Source organism: Corynebacterium sp. HMSC14B06 (assembly GCF_001807075.1).
In the GTDB taxonomy this organism is placed as follows: domain Bacteria; phylum Actinomycetota; class Actinomycetes; order Mycobacteriales; family Mycobacteriaceae; genus Corynebacterium; species Corynebacterium jeikeium_D.
The window spans coordinates 39,073-65,448 of record NZ_KV787356.1 but is presented as its reverse complement, the minus strand read 5'-3'; the positions used below and the strand labels follow the sequence as shown (position 1 = coordinate 65,448).

Here is a 26,376-nt window from a genome sequence, read left to right as displayed (position 1 = left end):
AATGGTGATCCATTCCATCGGTGAGTGTGAAGCGAAAGCTTCTCGCGCATGAACAACCGACGGAATGAGTTCATCCAATGGCAAGGCGGAGCTCGGGGCTCGGTGACCTGTTAAACCGGTCTCGAGGCACCGGGCTCCGCCTTTAGCTTTAGGAGCGGTGTTGTAGATGCAAGCAACATTGAAAAAGTATTTCCCAATTTTCGTGCTACCCACGCTGATTGCCTTTGCAATCGCGTTCCTGGTGCCGTTCGTTATCGGTTTCTTCCTATCATTTACTGACTTCACAACCATCACTAATGCGCAGTGGGTTGGTATCGAGAACTACCAGAAGGCCTTTAGTGAGCGCGAGGGCTTCGTCGCCTCCTTCGGATTCACTCTCATGGTGGTTGTTGTTTCCATCATTACTGTGAACTTGTTCGCGTTCTGGATCGCATGGATTCTGACGCGCAAGCTGAAGGGCACGAACTTCTTCCGCACAGTCTTCTTCATGCCGAACCTTATCGGTGGCATCGTGCTCGGTTATACCTGGCAGTCGATGATTAACGCCGTGCTGGCATCGTACGGTACGACGATTGTGTCCGACTGGAAGTTCGGTTACGCCGGTCTGATCATCCTCATCAACTGGCAGCTGGTCGGTTACATGATGATTATCTATATTGCCGGTCTGCAGAATGTCCCACCGGAGCTCATCGAAGCTGCGGAGATTGATGGCGCCGGACGCTGGGAGATTCTGCGGCACGTTACTATCCCGATGGTCATGCCATCGATTACCATTTGCCTCTTCTTGACTCTGTCGAACACTTTCAAACTCTTCGATCAAAACTTGGCCCTGACCAATGGTGCGCCGGGTTCAGAGACAGAAATGGTTGCTCTGAACATCGTCAACACCATGTTCAACCGAATTGGTGTGGAGGGCGTTGGTCAAGCCAAGGCAGTAATATTCGTCGTCGTGGTCGTAGCGATCGCGATGCTGCAGCTGCGTGCTACTCGCAGCAAGGAAGTGGAGGCATAAATGTCTGTCGACGCTGCAATGACCACTGAAACGGCCACCAAGCTCCCCAAGGCCAAGCCCGCTAAGCAGGACGAGGCCAAGGTGGGAGGCGTATCTAAGGTCATCATCTACGCGATTCTGGTGTTTTTGACCGTCGTGTTCTTGGGGCCAATCGCGTTCATTATCTTCAACTCGTTCAAGTCCAAGTTCGCAATTTCAGATAACCCCTTCCAGCTGCCACTAGGTGACATGTGGGTCGGGTTCGAAAACTACGCCGTCGGCCTGATGAAGGAGGGCTTCGGCTGGGCGATCGTGTGGTCCTTTGTCATCACGATCCTCTCGGTTATTGCGATTGTGTTCTTCTCTGCGATGACGGCTTACTACATCACGCGAGTGAAGACGTGGTGGACCTCGCTGCTGTATTACCTGTTTGTGTTCTCGATGGTCATCCCGTTCCAGATGGTGATGTTCCCGACCGTCAAGATCGCCGACATGCTGCATTTGAACAACCCAATCGGCATCGTGGTTCTCTACTTGGGCTTTGGCTCCGGCTTGTCGGTCTTCATGTTTGCCGGCTTCATCAAGTCCATCCCGATTGACATCGAGGAAGCCGCGATGATTGATGGCGCATCTCCGATGCAGAACTACTTCCGCATCGTTTTGCCCATGCTCAAGCCGACTGCAGTGACTGTCGCCATTCTGAACGCTATGTGGGTATGGAACGACTACCTGCTGCCGTACCTGGTCATTGGCCTGTCTACTAAGTACAAGACCATCCCGGTTGTCGTGCAGAGCTTCGTTGGCTCCAACGGTAACCGTGACCTTGGCGCGATGATGGCAATGCTGGTGCTCGCAATCATTCCGATTGTGATTTTCTACGTCGCCACCCAGAAGCACATTATCGAGGGTGTTGCTGCGGGTGCCGTTAAGGGATAGCTGCCTAAGCGTTAGCGCATAGGACGCCAAGCACCGCGTTTTACGAAAGCGAAAGCCTCAACCGCGTAGGTTGAGGCTTTCGTCTGTTAATCAGCCTTTATTAGGATATGAACCCGTGGATAGATTTTTCAGCACCGATACAAAGTTCTACGCAGCCTGGTCGCTGTTAGCAGACCTTGTAATCATCAACCTGCTGATGATCGTCGCATCCATCCCGATAGTCACTGCAGGCGCCGCAACTCGCGCTGGGGTAGTGGTCGCTCGCGACATGGTCCGTGACGAAGGCTCAAGGCCCGTACGGCGCTTCTTGCGCGCACTGTTGGACAATTGGCGCACACCAACCGTGTGGTGGCTATTCACCTTGGTTCTCGCCAGTGGCATTGGCTATGAGTTTTACGTTATCTCCCGCGCGGACCTCGGCACTGTCGGCCTGATCTTCGCCGCAGGAGTTACCTCCGGGGCGCTAATCCTGCTGGGAATTACCGCGTGGGTCTACTCGCTGTGCTCGCTTTCCGACGGTCAGTCGTCGCTACGCCGAACCCTGGCAACGGCCACCAGCATGACCGTCAAAAACCTGCCGCGGACTGCGCTCGCAGTTTTGGCGCTTCTCATCGTGCCCGCGGCCATATTCTTTTTCCCGGCGAAAATCTACGCGATTGCTACCTATGTCTTCCTCATCGGGTACGCGTTGAGTTGGTACTTGGTGATGCTGGCGCTTGAGCCCGTTCTGCCAGACAATGCTGGGTAGGTTCTCCCGCTGGCCCCACTGGCCCGGCTGGCACTGACTTAATCGGTGCCAGCTCGCACACCAGGCTGTTGACAATTCTTAGCCCGCGTACTCTTTCACAGAGGGAAAATCCTCCGCCTCGACCATCTCCAGCAGTTTTTCGCGACGTGCAAAAGCGGAGCATGCGCCGACCGCCTGTACAGCTGCTGCGCCTGCTGCGGTGGCCAGGGGGACGGCGTCGTAAAGCGAGGTGCCCTTAGCCAGTTCCGCGGTGAGCGTGCCGACGAACGCATCACCGGAGCCAGTGCCGTCGACAATCTTCTCCTCTGGCAGCTTGAGCGCGGGGTGCTCGTAGATTGTCGGCTCGTCGTCGAGACCGTCGGAGTGCTGTGCGAAGAGACAGCCGTGGTCGCCGCGGAGCATGACGACGCTGGGGCAGTACTGCAGAAGCGCCTCGAGCTGTGCGCGGTAGTCGGTAGCGCGGATGCCCTCGGCGATGTCCAGGCGACGGATTGTTTCCCAGGCGCCCTTCATGTTGACGATCAGCGGATCTGCATGGTCAATCAGGGCAGGTGTAACGGTTACGACCGGATTGAGGTTCAGCACCAGTCGCGCGCTGTACATGGATGCGACGGACGCGATGGCCTCAGTTGCTTCCGGGAGGAGCTCGCCCTGCGCGAGCACGACATCCGCTGATGCGAACTCGTCGACGAAATCGGTGGGGTCCGTCAGTGCGTCGGCACCACGCTGGACAAAAATCACCGGGCGACCCTTGCGGTTCGTTGCGACGAAAGCGCTGCCGGTCGGCAAATCCCAGGAAGTCTGAATGGAGTGGACATCTACGCCGTGTGCGTTGAGTTCCTCGACCACGAAATCCGCTGCGCGATCCTCACCAACCGTACCGGCCATAATCGCACGGACACCGTTATAAGCGATAGCAACGGCCTGGTTGGCGCCCTTGCCGCCCAGCATATTAGTGCCGTCATCAACGATGAGCGTGCCACCTTCTGCGGGTACGCTATCGACCTGTACCAGGGTATCTAGGTGGATAGATCCACATACAACAACTGTTGGATTCTCATTCAGGTCAGGAATCGGCTGCATAAAAATATAGGATAGTCGGGAATTCAAATCCGTGTTGGCGGCCCGAGTTTACAGCCGTCAGAGCCCGCGAATCGATGCCCTACAATCGATGGCTATGGCAAAACTGTACTTCCGCTACGGAACCATGAACAGCGGAAAATCCATCGAGGTCCTCCGCGTCGCCCACAACTACCGCGAGCGCGATATGCGGCCGTTGATCGCCAAGCCGGCCGTGGATACTTTGGCTGACGGCGACGTGCACTCTCGCATCGGCATCGCGGAACGCGCACACCTCATCCACGATGGCGATGACCTCTCCTCGCTTGCCGACGGCTACGATTGTCTAATCATCGATGAGGCACAGTTTCTTACCCCTGACCAGGTCGATCAGTTGCTGGGAATTACCCTTCGCGGTACTCCGGTGCTCTGCTACGGCCTGCGTACCGACTTTCGTACGCATGCCTTCCCAGGCTCCCAGCGATTGCTCGAAGTCGCCCACACCATTGAGGAAATTAAGACTATTTGCACCTGTGGGCAGAAGGCCATCTTTACTGCACGGTTGAATCCGGACGGCAGCATTATCCTAGACGGCGAAACCGTGGAAATTGAGGCACTCGAAGCGCCGAAGTACATCTCCCTGTGCGCCAGCTGTTACAACCGGATGTCGGGTAAATGGGCGTGAGTAGAGCCCGGAGTTTTTAGTGCCCCCAGCAGGGCTCGAACCTGCGACAAAAGGATTATGAGTCCTCTGCTCTAACCGACTGAGCTATAGGGGCAAGGATTGGGCACTATGAAGTGACAATTAAGCACTATGAACCAATGTCCAAAACCTCATAGCATCATAGCAATCTGCCACCGTGCGGTGATAAAAGCCCTATACCCAGCGGGTTCGGCTGCGATTGCACAGTTTCAATGAAGCAAAGTATTTCCGTGCCAACGAAGGCAATCCCTGTGCTCAACGAAGCTGATCTTTCCGCAAAGTTACGACTTTCGGTTGATGAATCAGTGCTTGGACACTTCTAGCATTAGTCCTATGAGTACAAAACCTTCCTTGAGCAGCGCCGACGTCTCAGCCGACGCACAAACCGGTGCCACAGCGAAAGCGAAGGGCACCCCCGTCATGGCAATCGCCAACGAGGATCAGATTGCTGAGTTCGGGGCCTCGCCACAGCGGTGGTGGGGGTTGCTCGTGCTCGCGGTTGGCCTCGGCATGATCGTCCTGGATGGAACCATCGTCGGTGTTTCATTGCCGACCATCATTTCGGAGCTGGGCCTTGACATCGTGGGCGCGCAGTGGATTACCACGATCTACTCGGTCGTTTTCGCCGCACTACTCCTGACCTCTGGCCGCGCTGGCGACCGCTTCGGCCGTCGAACGCTTTTCCTCGTCGGTCTGGTCATCTTCACGGTCGGCTCCGTCGTGGCCGCGCTTTCCACCTCATTGGCCCCGTTGGTCATAGCCCGCGTCATTCAAGGCATTGGTGGTGCGTGCATTCTGCCGTCGACATTGTCCAGTGTGAATGCACTATTCCGTGATAAAGATCGTGCCACCGCATTCGGCATCTGGGGTGCGGTCATGTCTGGTGCTGCAGCAGTCGGCCCACTCCTGGGTGGCGTGCTTACGCAGTTTGCTGGTTGGGAAGCTATCTTCTGGGTCAACGTGCCCATCGCCGTCGTGCTTTTCGTCCTTGCGCTGCGTTGGGTGCCGAACACCGCAGGCGATACCAATGGCGCGGGTGGCTTCGATGTCCTTGGCCTGGTGTTGTCTGGAATTGGCTTTGGTGCCGTGGTCTTCGGCATCATTCAAGGCGCCAAGATAGGGTTTGCTTTTCCCTCCGCACCCGTCGTCACGCTCTTGGTTGGTGCGGTGGTGCTTGTCGCTTTCGTGCTGTGGGAAAACAGTCGTCGGAAGAACGCGGATCCTGCGCTGTTGGACGTGTCGATGTTCTCCTACGCCACGTTCAGCTGGGGGAATACCACGGCGATGCTTGTCGCGGTGGGTGAGTTCGCGCTGGTCTTCGTGCTGCCGCTCTACCTGGTGTCGGCGATTGGCTTATCGACGATCGCAACCGGCCTGGTCCTGGCAGCAATGGCTCTCGGTGCGTTCTTCGCAGGTGCCATGGCGCGTCATCTGGCAGCTCGGATTACCCCGGCCGGTGTGGTGATTGTGGGCCTTGGTCTCGAGGTCTTTGGTTCGCTGCAGTTGGCGGCCGAAGAGCGCGTTGACCTGCCGCTGTGGCTGGTTGTGTTTGCATTGATTGTCTACGGTCTGGGTCTTGGCCTGGCATCGGCACAGTTGACCTCGCTGGTGCTTGGCGATATTCCGGTGCGGCTGTCGGGGCAGGCATCGGCAACGCAGTCGACAATTCGGCAGATTGGTTCGGCACTCGGTGGCATGGCGCTGACGATTGGGTTGGATCGTGAGATTGCGAAGCTGTCGCCGGGCCTGGAGCAGATGGGGCAGGGGCTGAAGGATTCCGCTGGCTCGATGCTGATTGGTCTGCGTGCGCAGGGTGCTCCCGACGGTGTGTTGGTGCCGCTGACAAATGCGTTTGCACATGCCACGCAGTTTGCGCTGTATTCCGCTGTCGGCGCGTTGACTATTGGCTTCCTCTGCTCGCTGAAGGTACTGCAGTTGCGCAGGCAGGCTGAGAATGCGCAAGCAAGCTGAGAAATCGAGTTAAAGATTCGGAATATTCGGTCGTGAGCTTGTGTTGGAAATTGGTGTCACAACATCAATCGTGGCAGTCTTATCGTTTGTCTCTTAACCGGACTTGCTAGATAGAAATGACCAACATGAAAATGCTCACAAAGCGGCGTTGGCTCGATTACGGCCGAATCTCCACTTCCTCCTGTCGCTAAACACTTCGGGGCTTCCGCCTCGCTGCGCCTGTCTCTTCGAGGCTGAGCTCAGCGGCCTCGGATCCCGTCGCGCGCATTTGTCAGACGGCATAAGGCGCGGCACAAGTGTTTTCAGAGAAATAAAACTCCAGGAGGAAAAGTGGATAAATTTAAATGGGCGACCGGCTTCGGTGCCCAAGTTGTCTATGGCCTGATTATTGGTCTCATTTTGGGCTTCATGGCCCGCAGTACTGGCGATGACTCCTCGCTGCGCACAGCGCTCGACGAGGTCGGCAGTACCTACGTCACGCTGTTGAAGCTGCTCATCCCGCCGCTGGTGGTCACCGCGGTCGTAGTGTCGATTGCCAACCTGCGTCAGGTCGCAGGTGCAGCCAAGCTGGCTGTTTCGACACTGATTTGGTTTGCCATTACGTCCTTTGTATCGGTGGTCATCGCCATCGTGCTGGGCTTGGTCATCAAGCCGGGCGTTAACTCTGGCGTGGATGCTTCGGCAGCGCAAGAGCCGAGTTCCGTGGGCTCCTGGTGGGGATTCCTGCAGAGCATCGTCCCGCAGAACTTCCTCGGCCTTGGCGTGAAGATCAGCGAATCTGACGGTGCTGTATCCGGCTCGCTGAACTTCAACGTCCTGCAGCTGCTGGTGATCGCGATTGTCTTCGGCGTCGCCGCGGTGAAGGTTGGCCCGAAGGCTGAGCCATTCATCGAGTTTTCCGGCTCTCTTTTGACCATCGTGCAGAAGGTCCTGTGGTGGGTCATACGTCTGGCACCGATTGGTACCGCAGCCCTCATCGGCCACGCCGTCGCTGAGTATGGCTGGGAAGCGCTCGGCAGCCTGGGCAAGTTCGCCATTGCTATTTACGTTGGCCTGTTCCTGGTCATTGCAGTCGTGTACCCAGTCGTGCTGAAGATTCATGGCATTAGCCCAATCGACTTCTTCCGTCGCGTCTGGCCAGTGACCTCGCTCGGCTTCTTCACCCGTTCGTCTATGGGCGTCATGCCAGTCACTGAGCGCGTTGTCTCCCGTCGTCTGGCAGTGCCGGATGAGTACGCCTCCTTCGCCGTACCGCTGGGCGCCACCACGAAGATGGATGGTTGCGCCGCCATTTACCCGGCTATCGCGGCTATCTTCGTCTCGCAGTTCTACGGTGTGCCGTTGGACTTCACGGACTACTTGCTCATCATCTTCGTCTCCGTCATCGGTTCGGCTGCAACTGCTGGCACCACCGGCGCTACTGTCATGCTGACCCTGACTCTGTCGACCCTTGGCCTGCCACTCGCCGGTGTCGGCCTCCTGCTGGCTGTCGAGCCGATCGTGGATATGGGCCGCACTGCGGTGAACGTTACCGGTCAGGCCGTGGTCCCGTTGGTCGTCGCAAAGCGTGCGGGAATCTGGGATAAGGACGAGTGGGACGCCAGCGCCAGCGCCGACCTGTCGCCAGCGGACGAGTCGGACGACGAGTCTGCGGACGCGCCTGCTGGGAAGTCCACGTCTGCCGCGCTTGCGTAGTCTTGAGGACATGACTTCTTGGAAGCCCTCTGTTCTAGCGCAAGTTGACCAGTGGCCAGTCGACGCGACCGCAGCTGCCGTGCGTGCCGACGATGGCAGTTGGCACACCCACGGTGATAGTGGCCGAGTTTTTGAACTGGCCAGTGTGACCAAGCTGTTGGCGGCCGTGGGAATGCTTGTGGCCGTCGAAGAGGGTGCGCTGGAGCTCAATCAAGAGCTCACGCCACCCGGTCGTGGTGCGACTGTGCGTCACCTACTGGCGCACGCCGGCGGGGTGGGGTTTGCCAGCCGTGAGCTGGAAAAAGAGCCAGGGGAGCGGCGTATTTACTCCTCCGCGGGTTTTGACATCATCGCCGATGTAATCGCCGCGGAGGCAGACATGCCGTTTAGTGAATACCTGCGCCAGGCTGTGTTTGAGCCGCTAGGGATGGCGGATTCCGTGCTGGATGGATCGGCAGGGCATGGCGCGCGTAGCAGCGTCGCTAATCTCATGGCCTTCGTCGATGAGATTCTCGCCCCGACTCTTCTGCATCCCGATACCGTGACTGAGGCGTTGACGGTGCAGTTCCCGGGGCTGAATGGTGTTGTGCCTGGCTATGGTATGCAACGTCCGGCCGATTGGGGCCTGGGCTTTGAAATCTTCGGGCACCCCGATTCCAAGCAGGGGCTGTGGTTTGGTGCCTCGATGCCCAAGGATGTCGCAGGCCATTTTGGGCAAGCGGGCACATTCCTGTGGCTGCATCGTCCAACCGGACGGGCGGCAATCGCGCTGACCGACCGAGATTTCGGCGAGTGGGCAAAGCCTCTATGGGCCGACTTCAACGACGAACTCTGGAGTGAGCTGGAAGAACACGCTGAGGATTAAGGGGATGTGGAGTAAGCCGGCGTCGCTTGCGGCGCCGATTTTTCGTCTCAGCGTTAAATCACATCTGGGGGATTAAGGACAACTTGAGGGTTGCCAGCAGCCGTCTCGGAAATAACAATCATAAACACGTGCAACGTAAACCTCAGAAGTGTTGTTTTACCGCAGTGCTTTTTCTGCAGTGTGGCAAGTGTCGTTGGATGAGTTCGTAGGGGAAGACGAATCTCGTCTTACACCAATTGACCGCAACTTTTCCGAGGACCTTCGTCTATGCGCACCCAACTTTCAGGCGTTCTGTGGATTCACAGCATGCCAGGGCCGCTGCAACCACACATCACGTGGGCGCTGGCCCGACTCAGCATGCCCGATGGCACTAAGCCAGGCCGGGATATTTGGCGTGCGACCGACCAGGATGCCACTTTGTGCGCCGAGGTGCCTTTCACTGCAAGTGCTGACACCATCGCCACACTGGTGGACAACCTGGCTAGGTGGCCGCGCCTCTATTTCGAGCTGGCGCAAGACCCAGCCGTGGATGATGACGGCTACGCCATCGATGGCATGCGCTACTGTCATACCCCGCAGCTGGGGACTTTTGCCGGACAGACTGATGCCGCCGGAAACATCGTGGTCAACGAGGATGCGCTGCGTTCCATCATGGCGCGCGGCGGCGACATCGAAGGGGCCCTAGACGCGGCCATCGGCGGGCCGTGGGACCGCGTGCTAGAGCCGATGCGCATGATGACGGCAGGCTACGCCCCCGAAGAGTGCTTTACGACGTCCGCCCCTGCCGGACCCGACAGTGCCAGCGGCAACTCGACCGCCGGCAATGCAGACCTCGGTTGGGTAGAGGCAGCTAACGTGCTGCAGCTCTACCCGCGCCGGGCGGCGATGTAGTCAACTACATCGCCAAGGGTCTTAAACGAGGAAATGTCCTCGTCCTCAATGCGGACTCCCAGCTCTTCCTCACAGCGGACGGCCAACTCTACGACGCTCAAGCGGTCAAAGCCGTAGTCGGTCAGCGAAGTGGAGAGCTCCAGGGACTCCACCTCGTCGTTAGCCATCTTTTTGACGATTGCCGCGACCTCGCCGTGAAGACCTGCGGGCAGGTCAGCGTCGGCGGAACCCTTCTTCGAGCCCGCGTTCGCTGCATTGGGCGAGGCATCGTCAGCGTCACCGGCGCCGGTGACCTGTGTGCCCAGTAGGGCGCTAAGCTGATCTCCAAGGCTAGAGGTCATTATTCAGCGTCCTGAGTGGTTGCGGTTGGGTCGGTAATCTGCAGCTCTTCGGCTGCTTCCTGGGCGACACTCTTGTCGAGCTTGCCAGCGCGTGCCAGTGCGGCCAGGGCCGCAACAGCGACTGACTCGCCGTCGGAGTTGAAGTAGCGGCGAGCGGCCGGACGGGTATCCGAGAAGCCGTAGCCGTCGGTGCCGAGGACGGTGTAGTCCCCCGGAACCCACTTGCGAATCTGCTCCGGGACCGCACGCTGGAAGTCAGTCACTGCGATGAATGGCCCATCGGTGTCGGACAGCTGGCGGGTTACGAAGGCGTCTTCGACCTCTTCAGCCGGGTTGTGCAGACGCTCAGTGTCACGCTCGTGTCCATCGCGAGCCAGCTCATTCCACGACGTCACCGAGTAAATCGAGGAAGCCACGCCGTAGTCTTCCAGGATGTCTGCGGCACGCAGCGCCTCCTGCATGCCAATGCCGGAAGCCAGCAGGTTGACATGCTTGTCGCCCTCGGCCTTGCGGAAGCGGTAGATACCGCCAAGCAGCCCCTCGACATCGAGATCTTCTGGGACAGCCGGCTGCGAAGTCGGCTCATTGTAGATAGTCAGGTAGTAAATGACATCTTCGCCGCGCTCCGGGCCGTACATGCGGTCGATGCCATCGCAGACGATGTAGGCAATCTCGTAGGCGAATGCCGGGTCGAAGGAGACCACCGACGGGTTCGTAGCCGCCAGCAACTGGGAGTGACCGTCCATGTGCTGCAGGCCTTCACCTGTCAGCGTCGTGCGGCCAGCTGTCGCCCCGAGCAGGAAGCCGCGGGACATTTGGTCACCAGCGGCCCAAATGGAGTCAGCCGTGCGCTGGAAACCGAACATCGAGTAGAAGATGTAGAGCGGAATCATGGCCACGCCATGGGTGGCGTACGCCGAGCCGACAGCGGTAAACGACCCCACAGAGCCCGCCTCGGAAATGCCCTCGTGCAGAATCTGACCGTCCTTCGCTTCCTTGTAGGACAGCATCAGTTCATGGTCGACCGGAGTGTAGTTCTGGCCGTGCGGGTTGTAGATCTTCAGCGTCGGGAACCAGGAGTCCATGCCGAAGGTGCGGGCCTCATCAGGGATGATAGGCACGAAGCGGTCCTTGAGATCCTTATCGCGCATCAGGTCCCTGAAAACACGCACCGTCGCCATAGTGGTGGCAACCTTTTGCTTACCTGATCCCTTGAGGAGGTTTTTCAGGGTTTCCGGCTTTGGCGTTGTCAGTGGTTCGTAGCTAGTGCGACGCTCCGGCACGAAACCGCCGAGTTCCTTGCGGCGCTCCAGCATGTACTGCACTTCCTCGGACTCTGGGCCCGGGTTGTAGTACGGCGGCAGGTAGGGATCCTTCTCCAGCTCCTCGTCGGAGATCGGAATGCGCTGGTTATCGCGGAAAAGCTTCAGATCATCGAGCGTCAGCTTCTTCATCTGGTGGGTCGCGTTGCGGCCCTCGAAGTTATGGCCGAGGCCATAGCCCTTAACCGTGTGCGCCAGAATGACGGTCGGCTGATCCTTGGTCTCCAAGGCCTTCTTGTAGGCAGCGTAAATCTTGCGGTAGTCGTGGCCACCGCGACGGAGGTTCCAAATCTCCTCGTCGGTCATGTCCTCGACCAGCTTGGCAGTGCGCGGGTCACGGCCGAAGAAGTGCTCGCGCACCCAAGCGCCGTTGTTAGCCTTCAGCGTCTGGTAGTCGCCATCGCAGAACTTATTCATCAGGTCGACTAGTGCGCCGTCCTTGTCCTTAGCGAAGAGCTCGTCCCACTCGCGGCCCCAAACGACCTTGATGACATTCCAACCAGCGCCGCGGAAGAACGACTCCAGCTCCTGGATGATGCTGGTGTTGCCGCGCACCGGACCGTCGAGGCGTTGCAGGTTACAGTTAATGACGAATGTCAGGTTATCCAGGTTGTTCAGCGCCGCATGCTGAATGGCGCCACGAGATTCCGGCTCATCCATTTCGCCGTCACCGAGGAAGGCCCAAACGTGCTGCTGGGAGGTGTCCTTGATGCCGCGGTCATGCAGGTAGCGGTTGAAGCGTGCCTGGTAGATGGCGTTGAGCGGACCAAGGCCCATGGACACCGTCGGGAACTCCCAGAATTCTGGCATGCCATGCGGGTGCGGGTAGGAGGGAAGGCCATTGCCCTCGCCGAGGGAGACTTCCTGACGGAAACCGTCGAGGTCCTCTTCGGTCAGACGCCCCTCTAGGAATGCGCGGGCGTACATACCCGGCGAAGCGTGGCCCTGGAAGAAGACGTGGTCACCGCCGCCTGGGTGGTCTTTGCCGCGGAAGAAGTGGTTAAAGCCGACCTCGTAAAGCGGTGCGGCGCCCGCATAGGTGGAGATATGTCCGCCCACGCCGATACCCGGACGCTGTGCGCGATGGACCATAATTGCCGCATTCCAACGGATCCACTTGCGGTAGCGGCGCTCAATGTCCTCATCGCCAGGGAATTCCGGCTCCATCTCAGTCGGGATGGTGTTGACGAGGTCTGTCGAAGTCAGTGGCGGTAGAGCTACGCGCTTTGCCGTGGCACGTTCCAGCAGCCGCAGCATGAGGAAGCGTGCGCGCTCCGGACCTGCCTCTTCTAACAGGCCGTCGAGAGACTCAAGCCACTCCTTGGTCTCTTCAGGATCTGCATCCGTGAGATAGGAGGCGACCCCATCACGGATAAGGGCAAAGTTTGACTCATCAGAGTGGGCTTGTGGCGTGCCTGACGATGTATCGGACATTGTGAGCTCCTTTCAGTCCCTGAAGGAAAGGCAAAGGTTATTTTTCTCCACTCTACGTCTGAATCGTTTGTTGTGCCCCTAGCCGTTTCTTGCACACGCTTTCACCGAACAATCCGGTCGGCTTTACGACGAACATTGCGAAGAACACTGCGAAAACTGCACCTTTTTGGGGAAATTCTTATTTTGCAGCTGTGAAAAATGTATTTGAGCGGTAAAATTTCCCCACATAGCTCGAAAAATCGAGCTGAATATTTTTTCTAGAGGAGGAAAAGGGAAGTGGTCAACGCCACAGGCGCTGCTCATGAATATGCGAGCAGGCTCGGCATCAAGGAAGGTCAGCTAGTCCAGGAGGTTGGCTGGGATACAGACTGTGACTCAGCAATCAGTGAGTCGGTCGAGAATTTCCTGGATGCAGACCTGCTCGACGAAGACACGGATGAGGTTGTCGACGTCGTATTGCTGTGGTGGCGTGAAGAAGACGGCGACTTGGTCGATGGTCTTGTGGATGCTTCCCGCCCTTTGGAGGATGAAGGCCGCGTTTGGTTGCTCACGCCAGGCGCTGGTCAGCCGGGTGCCATTGATCCTGGTGTGATTGATGAGTCCGCACAGCTGGCAGGTTTCTCCAACACCTCGGCGCTTCGTCTGGGGGATTGGCAGGGCAATTGCCTGGTGCAGCGCTCTAGCTAGCCGGTTCTAGCTGATTGGCTTTAGCTAATCAGCTAAATTTGGCCACTAGCTGAGCTGTTGCTGGGTAGGGCTGCCGTGAGGCGGGCTGTCGTCGTTGAGAAAGTCTGCTTAAATAATCTGCATAAACGCTGTGTGTAGTGCGCAATTGGCAATCTATGTTTGCCGTGTGTTAAAGTTTCGCAGCAGCGCGGCGATAGCTCAGCGGTAGAGCTCTGGTTTTACACACCAGCGGTCGGGGGTTCGAAACCCTCTCGCCGCACAGACATAATCCGCCCGGATTCTTGTAATGGAGAAACCGGGCGGATTTTTGTTTGTGCTAAACTCCCGGTCTGTGCGTTTTACCAAATCGCTAGTAACCATCATTGTTGCCGGATCTCTACTTGCGGGCCCACAGGCCTACGCAATTGGAGGAGACGGTAAACCAGTAATCGACGCTGCCACCTGTAAGGCAATGGTCAAAGCCGCAAATGCAGGCGAGCCGGTGGAGGATCCATCGATTCTCCATCTCTCCGACAAGATGCCTTCCTACCTTGCCGACGGCACCCTGGACTACGTTGTTGCTCCAGACTTTCCGTACCGCGCGCAGCTGGACGCTGCTGCCCAAGAGTGGAATGAAAAGCTCGGTGGCAAGGTCGTGCTCCGGGAAGTGACCAAAGACAAAGCTGATTCGGATACCGTGAGCGTTCGCTACGTGCCTAAGCCGAACTCGCACGTTTTGGCTTCTGCATCGGAAATTAGTAAAGAAATGACGGTTTTCGTTACTTCCACACTCTATCCTGATGCAATTCGCAGCACGCTTGCACACGAGTTTGGGCACCTACTCGGTATCCGGCACACCTGTGATTACACCTTGATGGCTGCATCTTCGCACCGTCATCCGGCAGCACATGTCACTCCGCTCGATGTCGTAGCCGTTCTGCAGGGACAGTTCGATTAAATTGCGTATAAAAGCCAGAAGTCGACGCCTCTGGCGACGCGGTGCAGCCATCGCTGCGGGATATGCGCTTGACCGCATTTTCGCAGATCCCACCAATCACCATCCGGTGGCAATCTACGGGCAGGCCGTCAGCAAACTTGAGCGCCGAATTTATGCCGATTCCAAGGCGCGCGGTGTAGCTTTCACCACAATCGCAGTGGCCGCACCGGTAGTGCTTACCGCCGCAGTCAGTACAGTCGCCCCGACCCTCGCACTGACTGCCACCACGTGGGCATCGCTCGGCGGCACTACCCTCCGCCGCACGGGCGAACGTATGGCCGACCGACTTTCCGCCGGAGATATCGATGCTGCCCGAGAGCTTGTGCCGTGGCTGTGCTCGCGTGATCCAGAGGCGCTCGACGCTGATGGGATCGCCCGAGCCACCGTCGAATCGCTCGCCGAAAATACCTCCGACGCAGTCACCGGCACACTCATGTGGGGAGCCATTGCAGGAGCTCCTGGTGTGGTTGCTCATCGAGCGGTCAATACCCTTGACGCGATGGTCGGATACCGCAATGACCGCTATCGCCAGTTCGGGTGGGCCAGTGCACGGCTTGACGACGTCGCCGGGTTCCTCCCCGCCAGGCTCACAGCTGTCGCAACTGTGGTTGCGGGCCCGAATCGTCGTCAAGCATTGGCAGCGTGGCAACGAGATGCCAGCAACCATCCAAGTCCAAACGCGGGCGTTGTGGAGGCGAGTGCGGCCGGCGCGCTGGGGCTGCAGCTGGGTGGTAAGACGGTGTATCTCAGCGGTGTGGAGATGCGCCCAGTGCTGGGCGGTGGCCGGGCGCCTGCGGTGGCGGATGTTCGGCGTGCAGCTGAGCTGAGCAAGCGAGTGCAAAATATTGTTGCGCTCAGCTGTGCGGGAGCTGTGGTTGTGGCCGGATGCGTCCGGCACGCGAAGGCGCGAGCTGCGAGCTAGAAGCGTTCGTCGTATCGGTTGTCGCGGTAACCTGCGGCGCGGTGGCCAGTGTTGCCGTAGCGTTGCGCCATGCGCTGGCGGTGCAGCTCGGCGGCGCGATCCTCTTCGGACTTAGCCTGCGGAGGAGTGGGAGTGGTGGCATCGTCCGATTCGGGTGTTGCGTCCTCAGAGTCATCAGCGTCATCTACTGGTTCCGCGGCTTCGGCATCGCGGAGGTTCTTAGCCATCTCCTCTTGCTCCGCGCGGTCTCGTCTGCGCTCGACGATTTCAGCACGAATGAACCAGACGACGGCCAGCGGCACGAGAGCGCCGAAGAAAATCCACTGAATGCCGTAGGAGAGGTAGGGGCCGGACTCCAGAGTGGGCAGTGGAATGGCCTCGATGACGGCATCGGATTTGTCCGAGAGCTGAAGCCAATCGGGGTTGAGTTCGGTGTCGACTAGCTCGGACACTTCCTTGGTGTTGATTCCGTAGACCTGCGGCGGGGTGCCGGGGATTGGGGCGGTCTCGGCGGGAATCTCGTTTCGGCGGGTAAAGGCCGAGATAGTCAAGGTGCCCTTCGGGGCTGGCTCAACATTGGGGGTGCTGGAGTCTGTCGGGCGTACAAAGCCGCGGTTGACCAGGTAGTTTTCGCCATTGTTAGCGACGAAGACATCGAGTACCTGGACGGCGGGGGCTCCATTGACCGGGCGGTTACGCAATAGCACGCGGGTATCCGGTAGGAAGGACCCGGTGGCGGTAACGCGACGCCATTCGTTGCCCTCGACGAACCCTTTGCCCTTGGGCATTAGCTCATTGACATCTACGGGGTCGAGCTCGAATGAGTGCTCAAGCTGCTGATTGCGATGCTGCGTCGCGGTGTTCTTACCCAACTGCCACGGAGCCAGAACAGTAAATGCGAGATAGGAAAACGCAATGGCGACAATGGCAGTGAGAACCCATCCAGGGGTCAGAAACTGGCGCACATTCTTAAACACATTCATTGAGCTTACCCGGTGGTGTGGATGGCACTAGAGCGGCAGGTGATTGGCGGTGCGGAGATTGAGTGAACTTCGGGTAAAGTTATTTGAGCGTATTTGACGGGGAATCTACCCGGGGATAGATGGAAAGAGAGGTGTCGTGGTGGGCACGCAAACAGCGAAATCTTCGCCTTCACGCCGCTTCAGCACAGTCTCGCGCCAGTTCATCAAGTTCGGCCTGGTCGGCGGCACAGGTGTGGTTGTCAACCTGATTGTCGTGATTATTGCCCGCAAGTTGGGCCTCAGTCTGGGCACCAATGAGCACGACGTGTTTATGAACTTGTTCGGAACGCGGTGGAATATCCGTTACTCCCACGTCTATGCAACTCTGGCGTTTGTCGTGGCTAACATCTGGAACTTCCAGCTCAACCGGTCCTGGACCTTCCGAACTGACAATCGCCCGAACTGGTTTAGACAGTTCTTCCCGTTTTTATTTGCAGGTATCTCAGCACTGATTGTGAACCTGGTTGTCATCACGCTGCTGACTAACCCCACCTCGCCACTGGCACTGCCGGTGGATATTTTCGACGACTCCACCGGCTTTAGAAACCGCCTCTACTGGGCAAACCTCATCGGCGTCATCTTGGGTACGCCCGCTAACTTCATCTTGAATAAGATTTGGGCGTTTCGAAACCGGGGCAATGCCAGCAAAGCAAAAGAAAAGGTTGTTTTGAAACCTTAACGCTCAGAGGCCAGCGCCAGAGTCTCACGCAACCATGCGATGATTCCCGGCGTCGCGGCCTCAATTTCGTTTCGAGTGCGGACGAATCCCTCCGGACCTCCGTAGTAAGGATCAGCCACGACGGCCCCCTTCGGGGATGCCGGGTCGAAGGAACGCATCAGGCGAATCTTCTCTTTTGGCACGCCAGCGTGGAGTAGACCATTGATGTGCGATTCATCCATGGCGATGAAAAGCGTTGCATCCATGTGCTCATCGCCCAGCTGTGCCGCGGTGTGGTTCGGATCGTAGCCAGCATTTTCCAGCTCGGCTTGCGCTCGCTCGTCGGCGGGTTCGCCGACATGCCAGCCGCCGATTCCGCAGGAGGCGAGCAGGACATCGTCGGCAAGCGCATTGGCTTCAACCGCGTCACGGACGATGATTTCAGCCATGGGGGAGCGGCAGATATTTCCGGAGCAGACAAACACGACGTACACGGACTCAGTACGATGCGACGAGTTCATAAGCATAATAGGCAAAACCAAACTTCTCGGAAAATAAAAATAGGATTGTCACTAATCGTTGACGAGTCTTAAAGATACAACATTTCCCGCACAACACGATTCAGGTCCCCAGGCGACGACGCCACCGCCGCTGCCGATGCCCACTCAGATTCCGAGCCGTAGCCCCATTTAACAGCGATGGCGGGGATGCCGAACTGTGCGGCGCCCTCAAAATCATGGATGCGATCGCCAACCATTACGACCGAACCGTGCGGACGCACTGCTTCATCGGTTTCAATGCCCAACTCCTTGAGCGTGTACTCAATGACCTCGGTCTTTGTCTGTCGTGAGCCGTCGTCGCTGGCGGCGCCGATGAAGTCAAAGGCGTCGAGAAGCCCGAAATTGTCCAAGGTTTTACGGGCGAAGTAGTCGCCCTTGGAAGTCGCAGTGGCTAGTTGGACACCAGCTGCCCGCCAATCGCGCAGGAGCTCCGGCCAGCCGGGGAACATCTCGGCACGCTGCCAAGCACCGGCGTGTTGATGCTCCATGTACACAGCGAAGGCTCGGTCGACTTGTTCGTCGGAAAGCCCGAGGGATGCGAGTGTCTCCACCATTGGCGGGCCTGGGATCGTGTTGATAAAGCTCTCGGGCGGAAGTGGGTGGTCAATTGCCTCCAACGCAAGGCGGAATCCATGTGCGATTGCGGGGAGAGAATCGGCGATGGTGCCGTCGACATCAATAAGGACAGTGGGACGATGGCCAGTGGACATATTGTTCATCCTAAAAGGTCATTAGGCTGGATGGCATGTTAGACGACCCGCTGCGCTATCACGGCGATCAGGCCGCCCATGGCGCTGACCTGGACTTTGCCGTCAATGTTCACGGCACCACACCGCAGTGGCTGCAGGACTCGCTTGCCACGTCCCTTGGAGAACTTGCCGCGTATCCGTCTGCGCAGCTCGATGCCGACGTCCGCGCCGCCATCGCCGCCAATCACAATCGCAGCGCCGACGAGGTTCTGCTTCTTCACGGCGTCGCCGAGGGCTTTTCGCTCTTGCCGCACCTGGGCTTGCCCGCCACCATCGTCCAGCCGCAGTTCACCGAACCTGAAGCCGCGTTCCGCGCCGCGGGAGTCGGGGTGGATTCGCTGGTACTACCGTCGCCGTACACGCTCACGCCTACGCTTGCCGACGTCCACGAGAACGCCTCCTCCCCGCATTCCCAGCAGCTTGACGGTCGGATGGTCATCATCGGCAATCCGACTAACCCCACCGGTGTTGCTCATTCAGCGGATGACCTGCGGGGGCTCGCCAGCCGTTGTGGGATCTTGGTCGTGGATGAGGCATTTATGGACATCGCCGATGGTGAGATTATTCGGCGGTGCTCGCTAGCTGATTGCAGGCCGGGGGAAGCGAACAGTATCCCCGATAATGTCATCGTTTTCCGCAGCATGACTAAGACCTGGGCAATCGCAGGCCTGCGCTGTGGTTACGCGCTGGGAACCCCTGAGCTCCTGGCGCAGTTGGGGCGACTGCGTCCGCACTGGCCACTGGGCACGCTGCAACTTACCGCTATGGCGGCAATCGCGCGTCGCGAGGCAGAGCTGTTGCCACAAATCCGCGCTGAGATTGGTCAGCAGCGCGAGGCTATGACACAGCTGTTAGTAGCCGCCGGCTGGCAGGTGTTGGATTCCAAGGCTCCCTTTGTGCTGGCACGCCCGGGGGTTGCCCTGAGCACGCATGATGGTCCGGGCGCTGCGGAGGTTGACGTCGTCAAGCACGAGCGCCTGAGACAGCGGCTCGCTGCGCGCGGAGTAGCCGTGCGGCGTTGCGACACCTTCGCCGGTTTGGACGGTTCGTGGTGGCGGCTGGCTGTGCGGGACGAGACGAGTGTGCGGCGGCTTATTGCGGAAGTAGCGGATTTGCTGTCGCAGAACTGATGGGGCGGGGCAGAGTTCACTACGCTGGAAGAGAAGCTGGAGAGAAATGCATGTTGAAGGGATGGATGTATGACGGACTCTGCGCAGACCCGTGCCGAGGGCAATAACACGGTGGTGACCGTTGCCGACGTGCGTGCGGCGATGGACGCGGCCTACCCGCCGGCACTGGCGGAGAGCTGGGATAAAGTTGGCCTGATCTGCGGTGACCCGCAGGATGAGGTGCGTCGCATCGCGTTGGCGCTGGACTGCACTGACGAGGTTGCAGATCGCGCGATTGCCTCCGGTGCTCAGATGCTCGTTGTGCACCATCCGCTGCTTCTGCGTGGTGTGAATTCCGTGGCGGCGGATACACCGAAGGGTCGGATTATTCATAAGCTGATTCGGGCAGGTGTGGCTCTCTTTGCAGCGCACACCAACGCTGACAGCGCCCGACCGGGTGTCAACGACCAGTTGGCCACGGTTCTCGGAGTTGAACCGGGTGCGCCGCTAGCTCCGCAGTCGGCTCCCGGCTTGGATACCTGGACAGTGAAGGTTCCGGCAGATCACGTCGATAAGGTCGCGCAAGCCATGTTTGAGGCGGGCGCGGGCACTATCGGCGACTACGACAGCTGTGCGTTTCGCATTAACGGCCGCGGCCAGTTCCGCCCGCTGAGCGGGGCGAATCCCTTCATCGGTGCCGAGGGGCAGATTGAGTATGTCGAGGAAGTACGCCTGGAGATGGTCGCGCCACGGTCCGTGCGCGCGGCGATTGTCAAGGCTCTCGTTGCAGCGCATCCGTATGAGGAGCCTGCCTTCGACATCGTGGACAATCAGGCCACCGGCTTGGATCCGCAGCAGGCTGTGGGCATTGGGCGAGTGGGCACGCTGGATACGCCGATGCCATTTAAGGAATTCGTCGCCCGTGTGGCTGAGCGCCTGCCCGCAACGGCATGGGGCGTGCGAGGCGCAGGCGATCCGGAGCGGATGATTCGCACGGTTGCCGTCGCATCTGGTTCAGGTGACTCTTTCCTGGACACTGTGGCAAAGATGGGCGTCGATGCGTTCGTTACCTCTGACCTGCGGCATCATCCTGTCGATGAGACACTGCGAACCGCGGACTTCTGCGTGGTGGACACGGCTCACTGGGCCAGCGAGTTCCCCTGGTGCTACCAGGCCGCAGAGATCCTGGCCGAGAGGCTCGGGGTCGCGACCGAGGTCCTTGAGGTGCGCACCGATCCCTGGACAGTGGCAGAATCGTCGACACAGGCAAGGAAGTGAAGACCATGAGGCTTAGTCCACAAATCCAAGTTGCGATGTTGGAAAAGGCGGAAAACCAAACTCTGTTGGATGGGCTCACCGCCCGCCAGAACGTTCTGCCCGAGCGTGCCGAGTTGCAGGAGCTGCGCAAAAAGCACAGCCGTCAGGCCAGTGAGGCAGCGCGCTCCAAGCTCAGCGCCTCCGATATCGGCCGCGATATTGCCAAGCTGGAATCGGACATCAACAAGCTGAAAGCCCGCGAAAAGGCTGATCGTCTGTCGCTCGGTGCCGCAGAAGACGCATCCACGCGCCGTGACCTCGAGCATGACCTGCGCTCCACCAAGCGCCGCCGCGAACGCGCTGAACAGGAACTCCAGCAGTACGAGCGCATGCAGGAGGCCTATCAGGTCGACGCTGAGCACGAATACGACGCCGACGAGGCGCACGATGACATCGTCGCCGCCAAGCAAAGGCTTAACGACGCCGAGGTTGACCTCATTGCGCGCATTTCCATCGCAGAGACCCGAATCGAAGAGGCTGACAAACTCATTGATGGTTCGGCAGCCAAGCTTTACCGTCGTCTAGCGCTTGCTAATGGGATCCCCGTTGCCCGCTTAAACGGACGCACCTGCGGTTCCTGCTTCATGGAGCTCGATGTAGGAACCGTGCATGAATTCACCACGCTCGCGCCGGAAGAAGTGACGTTTTGTCCTGAATGTGGCGCGATGATTGTGCGTGCGGAAACGCTGGGAGCGGTGAAAGGCGCGTAAATGAGCCAGGCTGCAGACAAGCGCGATAGCGCGCCGGGCTGGACGGGTGCGACTACGGATCCCACGCGGTTGGTGCTGCTGCGCCATGGGCAGTCGCCAATGTCGATTCGCCGGGAGTACTCGGGAAGTCGTTCGAACCCCGACCTGACAGAGGTGGGCAGACAGCAAGCGGAAGCGGCAGCACGTCACCTGGCGACGTTGGTCGATAGCGGCAACATGAGTTTCTCGGCGATTGTGGCCTCTCCACAGCGTCGTGCACAGCAGACAGCAGAGGCGGCAGCCAAAGCGCTCGGGCTGGACATCCACGTTGAAGAGGATCTGCGCGAGACCGACTTTGGGCAGTGGGAGGGCATGACTTTCTCCGAGGCTCACAACGCCACCCCTGAGCTGCACAGTTCCTGGCTTGCGGATCCGGCCGTGGCGCCACCGGAGGGGGAGGATTTCCGCACGGTCGATAGCCGAGTGAGCGCCGCGCGTGAGCGCATCGCTCAACAATTCGGTGCCTCGGATGTGCTGGTAGTCAGCCATGTCACACCAATCAAGTCGCTGCTGCGCCAGGGGCTCGGCTGCGGCTTTGAAATCTTCACTCGCCTGCACTTGGACCTGGCCAGCCTCTCCATCGCGGAGTTCTACGCAGATGGGCCGACATCAGTGCGGCTGATTAACGACACCAGCTACCTGCGTGGTTAGCAGCCGAGCACGGCGGGTTATTTGAATTGCGGTTGTGGCGGGTACACTAACCATTCGAGCGAGCCGGCCGGGTGATCGCGGCAGTTAACGGAACCGGACGCCTCTTTTACAGAGTGTGTCCAGGCCGCTGTCGAGGAAAGTCCGGACTCCACTGGGCATGGTGGTTGCTAACAGCAACCCAGGGTGACCTGCGGGAATAGTGCCACAGAAAATAGACCGCCGGGCGCACAGCCGATGTCTTTGACGTAAAGCTGTGGAGATCCGGTGAGGGTGAAAAGGTGCGGTAAGAGCGCACCAGCGGGGCAAGTGATTGCACCGGCTAGGTAAACCCCACCAGGAGCAAGGCAAAATCGCGCATGCTTCGTCGTGCGCGTGCGCGAGTGTTTGAGGGCTGCCCGTCCGATACTCGCGGGTGTGCTGCTTCAGGCTGTCAGCAATGGCAGACCGAGATGGATGATCGCCACCCGGCGCTTTCCGAAAGGAGCGCCGAGGGACAGAATCCGGCTCATAGGCCGACTCGTTCACACAAGCTCTATTACTCGACCACCGCGCCGGCTGCAGTGTTCTCCACACGGATGGTCTCGGAACCGCCGTCGTTAAGCGCGGAGGCAATCCGATCGGCGTCGTCGACGTGGGACCACATCACCAGCGACGCACCCGGGCATGGCGCACAACGGGCAATCTTCTCGCAGTCAATGGTGTCGGTCAGCTCGGCAATCTGCCCCAGCACAGAGCTTGCCGACGGCGCGGAGCCACGCTCACTGACATCGCGCGAAACCCCTGCGATGGCTGCTTGAATATCGCTGTGACGGATGTGGCCGATGACTGCGCGGGCACGGTCGGAGGATGCGTCGGCTTCGTCAAGCCACTGAATGGCACGGCCGATGGTCGGGATGTCTTCGTCGTCCGGGTGCACCTCGTGACGAGCACGCACCCAGTCCGCGACCCGCTCCTGTGAGTCGGGGAGGCTAGCGAGAGTCGGCACGCCAAAAGCGGCGCAGGCTTGCTGGAAGAACTCGTAGCGCTCCTCGTCGGGCGAACCGCCGGTGACATCGGGGGAGTAAGCGACAGTCAGCGCCAACGACTGCGGGAACGCCGTCTGCGTGACTGCCTCATCGGAGTGGTTGATGCACAGTAGGCTGTCCGGGCGGCTGCGCAGCGCCGTGGTGTAGGGGTACAGCGGCCACGACTGTCCCTTAATCTGCACCATGGTCTCGTGGATAGCGGTGGCAATACGCGTGCGGGTGGGCACATCATCGCGGTCGCCAAAACGCGCATTGAGAGCCAGCGCGAGAGCACACTGAATTGCCGGAATCTCTCCAAAACCGCGACCTGGCGCGATGGTGGAGGCAATGGTGACCTTCAGGCCGTTGCTGTTGCGCGGAACGAGATGCAGCGAGTGTTGCAATGCGACAATGGCAGCCGCGACAGCGGTCGGCACCTGAGAAAAAGCGGCGGGGACGCTATCCGGGAAATCCATCTTGGTAGTTTCGCGCTTGTACACGACAACGAGCTGCTGCTCGTCAATTTCCTCGATGCCGACCGCAGCATAGGCCGGAATGGCGGTGGCTAGGAGCATGCCGCCGGAGGACGCGCAGTCCTCACCCAACAGGTTGATGGAACCCGGGGCGTATGCAACTGAAGCATTAGAACCGACGGCATCGAAGACGTCGTTTACGACAGCGGGTGCGGCGGGCATGGGTGAAACCTCTCCAGAGATCGGACTCATAGTGCTGGTGTGCAGTGTTCGCGTTCAACGCTTGTGTTCTAAGGTGAACAATTCCGTCGATAATACCCGGGTCGGGGGACAGTGACAAACCTATATACTGGGATTTTATGTCGCCGCAGCGCACATGGCAGGCAAATGGTTGCCTCTCTGCAAGTTTGCTTATGTGTGGAGTTGGCGGTGACAGAACCGCTTGATAACTCGACAAGTTCTCGATGTGGAAGAGGAGAAAAATCGTGAGCGACAACAGCAGTAAGTGGTACTACCAGCCGTCGACGGGCACGGTGTTTCAGGGAAAGAAAACCGGTTGGGACGACCGAATGGGCCCCTACGATTCCGAAGAGGAAGCCCGCGCTGCCATGGAAAAAGTCGCCGAGCGCAACAAGGCGGCCGACGACTGGGATGAAGAAGATGACGACTGGGGAGTAGCTGAAAAATAAGGCTCTACGCCTTTAGGCCTTCTTGCCCTTCTTAATCTTCTTCTCCATCTTGCGGAAGGCCTTGAAAACCTTTGCCACGGCATCGTCGTACTCAGCCAGGGCCTTCAGGCCGTCGTAGTACTCCATCTGGTAAAGCACGCCGTAGCCGAAGGTGTCCCTGCCCGCACGGGAGGCACGCTTAGCGCGAGCCAGCACGAAGTCGCGCGCAGTACAGGTGTCCTGGAAGTCACCGAGAACCGACTGCAGGTTCTTGCAAGCAGCGTAGAGCTTCTCGGTCGGCAGGTCCGCGTTCTGAGCAGCTTCCGCGCTGTAGCGGAGCTTCTTCGCAGCCTTGCGGACATCGTGGTAACGCTCGTCCAAATCTGCCTCTGGCAGGTCAGCATCCTCGCGGCCATCGAGTACCAGGTTGTGGCGACGACGGAACTTCGAAAACGCGCTGCGCAGGTGATCAAGCAGCACCGCAGTGGTGTCGAGTTCCTTCGGTGCCGCTACCTTCTCCGGCTCGGCCTTGTCTGAGGTCGTGGAAGCTGCTGCATCGGCGGCAGTATCAGCCTCAGCCGCGACCTCGGAACCAGCTGCCGACGTATCCTCGGAGTCTGCGTTCTCCGCGCCGTCGACAAGCGATTCGTCCTTCTTCTTAGACTTCTTTTCCCCAGCCTCGGCCTCGTCCGCATTTGCGGCAATTGGCGGATTGGCGAGGAACTCATCGAGATCGTCGAGAAGTTGCAGGTACTCGCTTGAATTGAGTGCGAAAATGACGCGCTGATGAGCGCGGTCGTAGTCCTTCTGGACATCTTCGACGAGATTCGCACGCAGCTCCTCGCCCAAAGCGGCGCTTTCGCGATTGGCCAGCAGCTCCTCCCAGCGCATAGCGACGACCTCAGCGTCACGAGCCACGCCGAGAACACCCGCCAGCTGCTTGAGGTTGCCCTCCAGTTCAGCGACCTTATCGCCCACAACAATGCCGTGGAAGGTCTGCATATGACTGCGCAGCTCACGAGTGGCGACGCGCATCTGATGCACCGAGTCAAACTCATCGCGGCGTACCTTCGGGTCGTACTCGACCATCTTGGCCACGTTAGCGGCCAGCGCATCGACCACAGTGCGCCCCGGAGTACCCTTCGGCAGCTTCGCTGGAACCGGCGGCAGGGGAGCGGAGTCGATGGAGTCACCCAACGCCGTCGCCAACTTCGAAGGGCTTTCCGACGGCACGGCGCCAGCCACCTCAGCGACCTTGGACATCGCTGCCATTACGGCCTTACCGTCCGGGTGATTTGCCCAATCCCCGAGCAGCTCAATCTCCCACTCACGCCAGGTAGTGGTTTCGCCGCCATCGAGGAAGGAAGTCGCCGTGACGTGATCATCCGCAAACTCCGCCATGGGCGTGCCATCGAGGGCAAACACCGTGGTGACGTGGCGCTCATTGTCTACCTGCGCGATTGGTTGCAGCGGGTGATTGCGCACAATTGCGCGCACGGGGGCAAGCAACTCGGTAGGCACGATGTAGTCAGCATCGCGGCCTTCACCGTTAACAGAGCCCTCTTCCAGGCCAACGCCATATTCGAGGCGACCGCCGGTACCCGGCGCCTTCAGATGCCACCCCTCATCGGGGCCGCCCGTGCGGCGACGCAGAGTGTGCTTGGACCGGGTCAGACGCAGGTCCGCCGTGTCCAGGTAAATCGCGGAGAGATTTCGCACCTCAGTGGTGGTGGAGCCAACCTGTGGAACGAAATCGAACGATGGGGCTACCACTTCTGGGGTAGCTGAGAACTTAGATTCCACCTCCAACGCCGCAGTTGGAGTTTTGGACTTAGAACCAGACTTAGATGCCATAACCACTAATCCTACCCCCGA

Annotated in this window: 25 protein-coding genes, 2 tRNA genes and 1 other RNA gene; 19 read left to right on the top strand and 9 right to left on the bottom strand. The window is 59.0% G+C overall.

Annotated features, from left to right (window positions below; genetic code table 11):
* Positions 1-166 precede the first annotated feature (166 nt).
* The 3 genes from HMPREF3130_RS01200 to HMPREF3130_RS01190 all read left to right on the top strand — a co-directional run bounded on the left by HMPREF3130_RS01200 (position 167) and on the right by HMPREF3130_RS01190 (position 2,675).
* Positions 167-1,012 carry a carbohydrate ABC transporter permease gene (locus HMPREF3130_RS01200; protein WP_016423090.1) on the top strand — a complete coding sequence of 282 codons (846 nt, stop codon included), beginning with the start codon at positions 167-169 and terminating at the stop codon, positions 1,010-1,012.
* An 18-nt stretch (positions 1,013-1,030) separates the two neighbouring features.
* Positions 1,031-1,927, top strand: coding sequence for a carbohydrate ABC transporter permease (locus tag HMPREF3130_RS01195; RefSeq protein WP_042389412.1), 897 nt, complete (start codon positions 1,031-1,033; stop codon positions 1,925-1,927).
* A 115-nt stretch (positions 1,928-2,042) separates the two neighbouring features.
* Entirely contained in the window at positions 2,043-2,675 is a 633-nt protein-coding gene (locus HMPREF3130_RS01190; protein WP_049189607.1) for a MusI family membrane protein, read from the top strand.
* Between the two features lie 78 nt (positions 2,676-2,753).
* On the opposite strand, the gene HMPREF3130_RS01185 is transcribed toward HMPREF3130_RS01190, so the two are convergent.
* The gene (locus HMPREF3130_RS01185; protein ID WP_070429154.1) at positions 2,754-3,758 is read right to left on the bottom strand and encodes a PfkB family carbohydrate kinase; all 1,005 of its coding nucleotides are present in this window, start codon (positions 3,756-3,758) and stop codon (positions 2,754-2,756) included.
* Between the two features lie 94 nt (positions 3,759-3,852).
* On the opposite strand from HMPREF3130_RS01185, the gene HMPREF3130_RS01180 reads away from it, so the two are divergent.
* Positions 3,853-4,419 carry a thymidine kinase gene (locus HMPREF3130_RS01180; RefSeq protein WP_048732776.1) on the top strand — a complete coding sequence of 189 codons (567 nt, stop codon included), beginning with the start codon at positions 3,853-3,855 and terminating at the stop codon, positions 4,417-4,419.
* Between the two features lie 20 nt (positions 4,420-4,439).
* On the opposite strand, the gene HMPREF3130_RS01175 is transcribed toward HMPREF3130_RS01180, so the two are convergent.
* A tRNA-Ile gene (locus HMPREF3130_RS01175) sits at positions 4,440-4,513 on the bottom strand.
* 257 nt (positions 4,514-4,770) lie between these two features.
* Between HMPREF3130_RS01175 and HMPREF3130_RS01170 the strand changes: the two genes are divergently transcribed.
* The 4 genes from HMPREF3130_RS01170 (at position 4,771) to HMPREF3130_RS01155 (ending at position 9,859) form a co-directional block, all read left to right on the top strand.
* Positions 4,771-6,408 (top strand): DHA2 family efflux MFS transporter permease subunit, encoded by a 1,638-nt coding sequence (locus tag HMPREF3130_RS01170; protein ID WP_083276309.1) that lies wholly within the window; start codon positions 4,771-4,773, stop codon positions 6,406-6,408.
* A 330-nt stretch (positions 6,409-6,738) separates the two neighbouring features.
* The gene (locus tag HMPREF3130_RS01165; protein WP_070429152.1) at positions 6,739-8,103 is read left to right on the top strand and encodes a dicarboxylate/amino acid:cation symporter; all 1,365 of its coding nucleotides are present in this window, start codon (positions 6,739-6,741) and stop codon (positions 8,101-8,103) included.
* A 10-nt stretch (positions 8,104-8,113) separates the two neighbouring features.
* Positions 8,114-8,968 (top strand): serine hydrolase domain-containing protein, encoded by an 855-nt coding sequence (locus tag HMPREF3130_RS01160; protein WP_049170149.1) that lies wholly within the window; start codon positions 8,114-8,116, stop codon positions 8,966-8,968.
* A 267-nt stretch (positions 8,969-9,235) separates the two neighbouring features.
* Entirely contained in the window at positions 9,236-9,859 is a 624-nt protein-coding gene (locus HMPREF3130_RS01155; RefSeq protein ID WP_070429151.1) for a DUF3145 family protein, read from the top strand.
* Here the strand turns inward: HMPREF3130_RS01155 and HMPREF3130_RS11000 are convergent.
* Together HMPREF3130_RS11000 and aceE are read right to left on the bottom strand one after the other, a co-directional pair.
* Positions 9,835-10,200 (bottom strand): acyl carrier protein, encoded by a 366-nt coding sequence (locus HMPREF3130_RS11000; protein WP_083276308.1) that lies wholly within the window; start codon positions 10,198-10,200, stop codon positions 9,835-9,837. The two genes, HMPREF3130_RS01155 and HMPREF3130_RS11000, sit on opposite strands and share 25 nt — an antisense overlap.
* Positions 10,200-12,956, bottom strand: coding sequence for a pyruvate dehydrogenase (acetyl-transferring), homodimeric type (aceE, locus tag HMPREF3130_RS01145; protein WP_016423080.1), 2,757 nt, complete (start codon positions 12,954-12,956; stop codon positions 10,200-10,202). Before aceE ends, HMPREF3130_RS11000 begins: the two co-directional genes overlap by 1 nt.
* A gap of 276 nt (positions 12,957-13,232) precedes the next feature.
* On the opposite strand from aceE, the gene HMPREF3130_RS01140 reads away from it, so the two are divergent.
* The 4 genes from HMPREF3130_RS01140 to HMPREF3130_RS01125 all read left to right on the top strand — a co-directional run bounded on the left by HMPREF3130_RS01140 (position 13,233) and on the right by HMPREF3130_RS01125 (position 15,541).
* Positions 13,233-13,643: a DUF3052 domain-containing protein gene (locus tag HMPREF3130_RS01140; protein WP_005511050.1), complete on the top strand. Its 411-nt coding sequence runs from the start codon at positions 13,233-13,235 to the stop codon at positions 13,641-13,643.
* 187 nt (positions 13,644-13,830) lie between these two features.
* Positions 13,831-13,902 (top strand) — tRNA-Val (locus HMPREF3130_RS01135).
* A gap of 72 nt (positions 13,903-13,974) precedes the next feature.
* On the top strand, positions 13,975-14,580 hold the full coding sequence (locus HMPREF3130_RS01130) for a zinc metalloprotease (protein ID WP_141698021.1): 606 nt from the start codon (positions 13,975-13,977) through the stop codon (positions 14,578-14,580).
* A gap of 1 nt (position 14,581) precedes the next feature.
* A complete protein-coding gene (locus HMPREF3130_RS01125) occupies positions 14,582-15,541 on the top strand; it encodes a cobalamin biosynthesis protein (protein ID WP_222865368.1) in 960 nt (319 codons plus the stop codon).
* Here HMPREF3130_RS01125 and HMPREF3130_RS01120 read toward each other — a convergent pair.
* The gene (locus HMPREF3130_RS01120; protein WP_049170162.1) at positions 15,538-16,524 is read right to left on the bottom strand and encodes an SURF1 family cytochrome oxidase biogenesis protein; all 987 of its coding nucleotides are present in this window, start codon (positions 16,522-16,524) and stop codon (positions 15,538-15,540) included. The two genes, HMPREF3130_RS01125 and HMPREF3130_RS01120, sit on opposite strands and share 4 nt — an antisense overlap.
* A gap of 139 nt (positions 16,525-16,663) precedes the next feature.
* Between HMPREF3130_RS01120 and HMPREF3130_RS01115 the strand changes: the two genes are divergently transcribed.
* Positions 16,664-17,242 (top strand): GtrA family protein, encoded by a 579-nt coding sequence (locus tag HMPREF3130_RS01115; protein ID WP_246815084.1) that lies wholly within the window; start codon positions 16,664-16,666, stop codon positions 17,240-17,242.
* Here the strand turns inward: HMPREF3130_RS01115 and HMPREF3130_RS01110 are convergent.
* Positions 17,239-17,748, bottom strand: coding sequence for a low molecular weight protein-tyrosine-phosphatase (locus tag HMPREF3130_RS01110; protein WP_016423075.1), 510 nt, complete (start codon positions 17,746-17,748; stop codon positions 17,239-17,241). The genes HMPREF3130_RS01115 and HMPREF3130_RS01110 overlap by 4 nt on opposite strands.
* Before the next feature lie 62 nt (positions 17,749-17,810).
* Positions 17,811-18,491, bottom strand: a complete 681-nt coding sequence (locus HMPREF3130_RS01105; protein ID WP_049192884.1) for an HAD hydrolase-like protein — start codon at positions 18,489-18,491, stop codon at positions 17,811-17,813.
* Positions 18,492-18,526: 35 nt separating this feature from the next.
* On the opposite strand from HMPREF3130_RS01105, the gene cobC reads away from it, so the two are divergent.
* From cobC to rnpB, 5 genes are all read left to right on the top strand, one after another.
* Complete coding sequence (gene cobC / locus HMPREF3130_RS01100; protein ID WP_070429149.1) at positions 18,527-19,660, top strand: aminotransferase class I/II-fold pyridoxal phosphate-dependent enzyme; 1,134 nt, start codon at positions 18,527-18,529, stop codon at positions 19,658-19,660.
* A 69-nt stretch (positions 19,661-19,729) separates the two neighbouring features.
* Positions 19,730-20,917, top strand: coding sequence for a Nif3-like dinuclear metal center hexameric protein (locus HMPREF3130_RS01095; protein WP_070429148.1), 1,188 nt, complete (start codon positions 19,730-19,732; stop codon positions 20,915-20,917).
* A gap of 5 nt (positions 20,918-20,922) precedes the next feature.
* On the top strand, positions 20,923-21,666 hold the full coding sequence (locus HMPREF3130_RS01090) for a zinc ribbon domain-containing protein (RefSeq protein ID WP_016423071.1): 744 nt from the start codon (positions 20,923-20,925) through the stop codon (positions 21,664-21,666).
* On the top strand, positions 21,667-22,356 hold the full coding sequence (locus tag HMPREF3130_RS01085; RefSeq protein WP_049192887.1) for a histidine phosphatase family protein: 690 nt from the start codon (positions 21,667-21,669) through the stop codon (positions 22,354-22,356).
* Between the two features lie 59 nt (positions 22,357-22,415).
* Positions 22,416-22,880, top strand: an RNA gene (gene rnpB, locus HMPREF3130_RS01080) — RNase P RNA component class A.
* Positions 22,881-22,891: 11 nt separating this feature from the next.
* Here rnpB and HMPREF3130_RS01075 read toward each other — a convergent pair.
* Positions 22,892-24,055 carry a galactokinase family protein gene (locus HMPREF3130_RS01075; protein ID WP_049170173.1) on the bottom strand — a complete coding sequence of 388 codons (1,164 nt, stop codon included), beginning with the start codon at positions 24,053-24,055 and terminating at the stop codon, positions 22,892-22,894.
* Between the two features lie 263 nt (positions 24,056-24,318).
* Here HMPREF3130_RS01075 and HMPREF3130_RS01070 point away from each other — a divergent pair, with 263 nt between their 5' ends.
* Positions 24,319-24,522: an SPOR domain-containing protein gene (locus tag HMPREF3130_RS01070; protein ID WP_016423068.1), complete on the top strand. Its 204-nt coding sequence runs from the start codon at positions 24,319-24,321 to the stop codon at positions 24,520-24,522.
* Between the two features lie 12 nt (positions 24,523-24,534).
* Here HMPREF3130_RS01070 and HMPREF3130_RS01065 read toward each other — a convergent pair whose 3' ends face one another.
* The gene (locus tag HMPREF3130_RS01065) at positions 24,535-26,355 is read right to left on the bottom strand and encodes a CYTH and CHAD domain-containing protein (RefSeq protein ID WP_049189595.1); all 1,821 of its coding nucleotides are present in this window, start codon (positions 26,353-26,355) and stop codon (positions 24,535-24,537) included.
* Between the last annotated feature and the right edge of the window lie 21 nt (positions 26,356-26,376).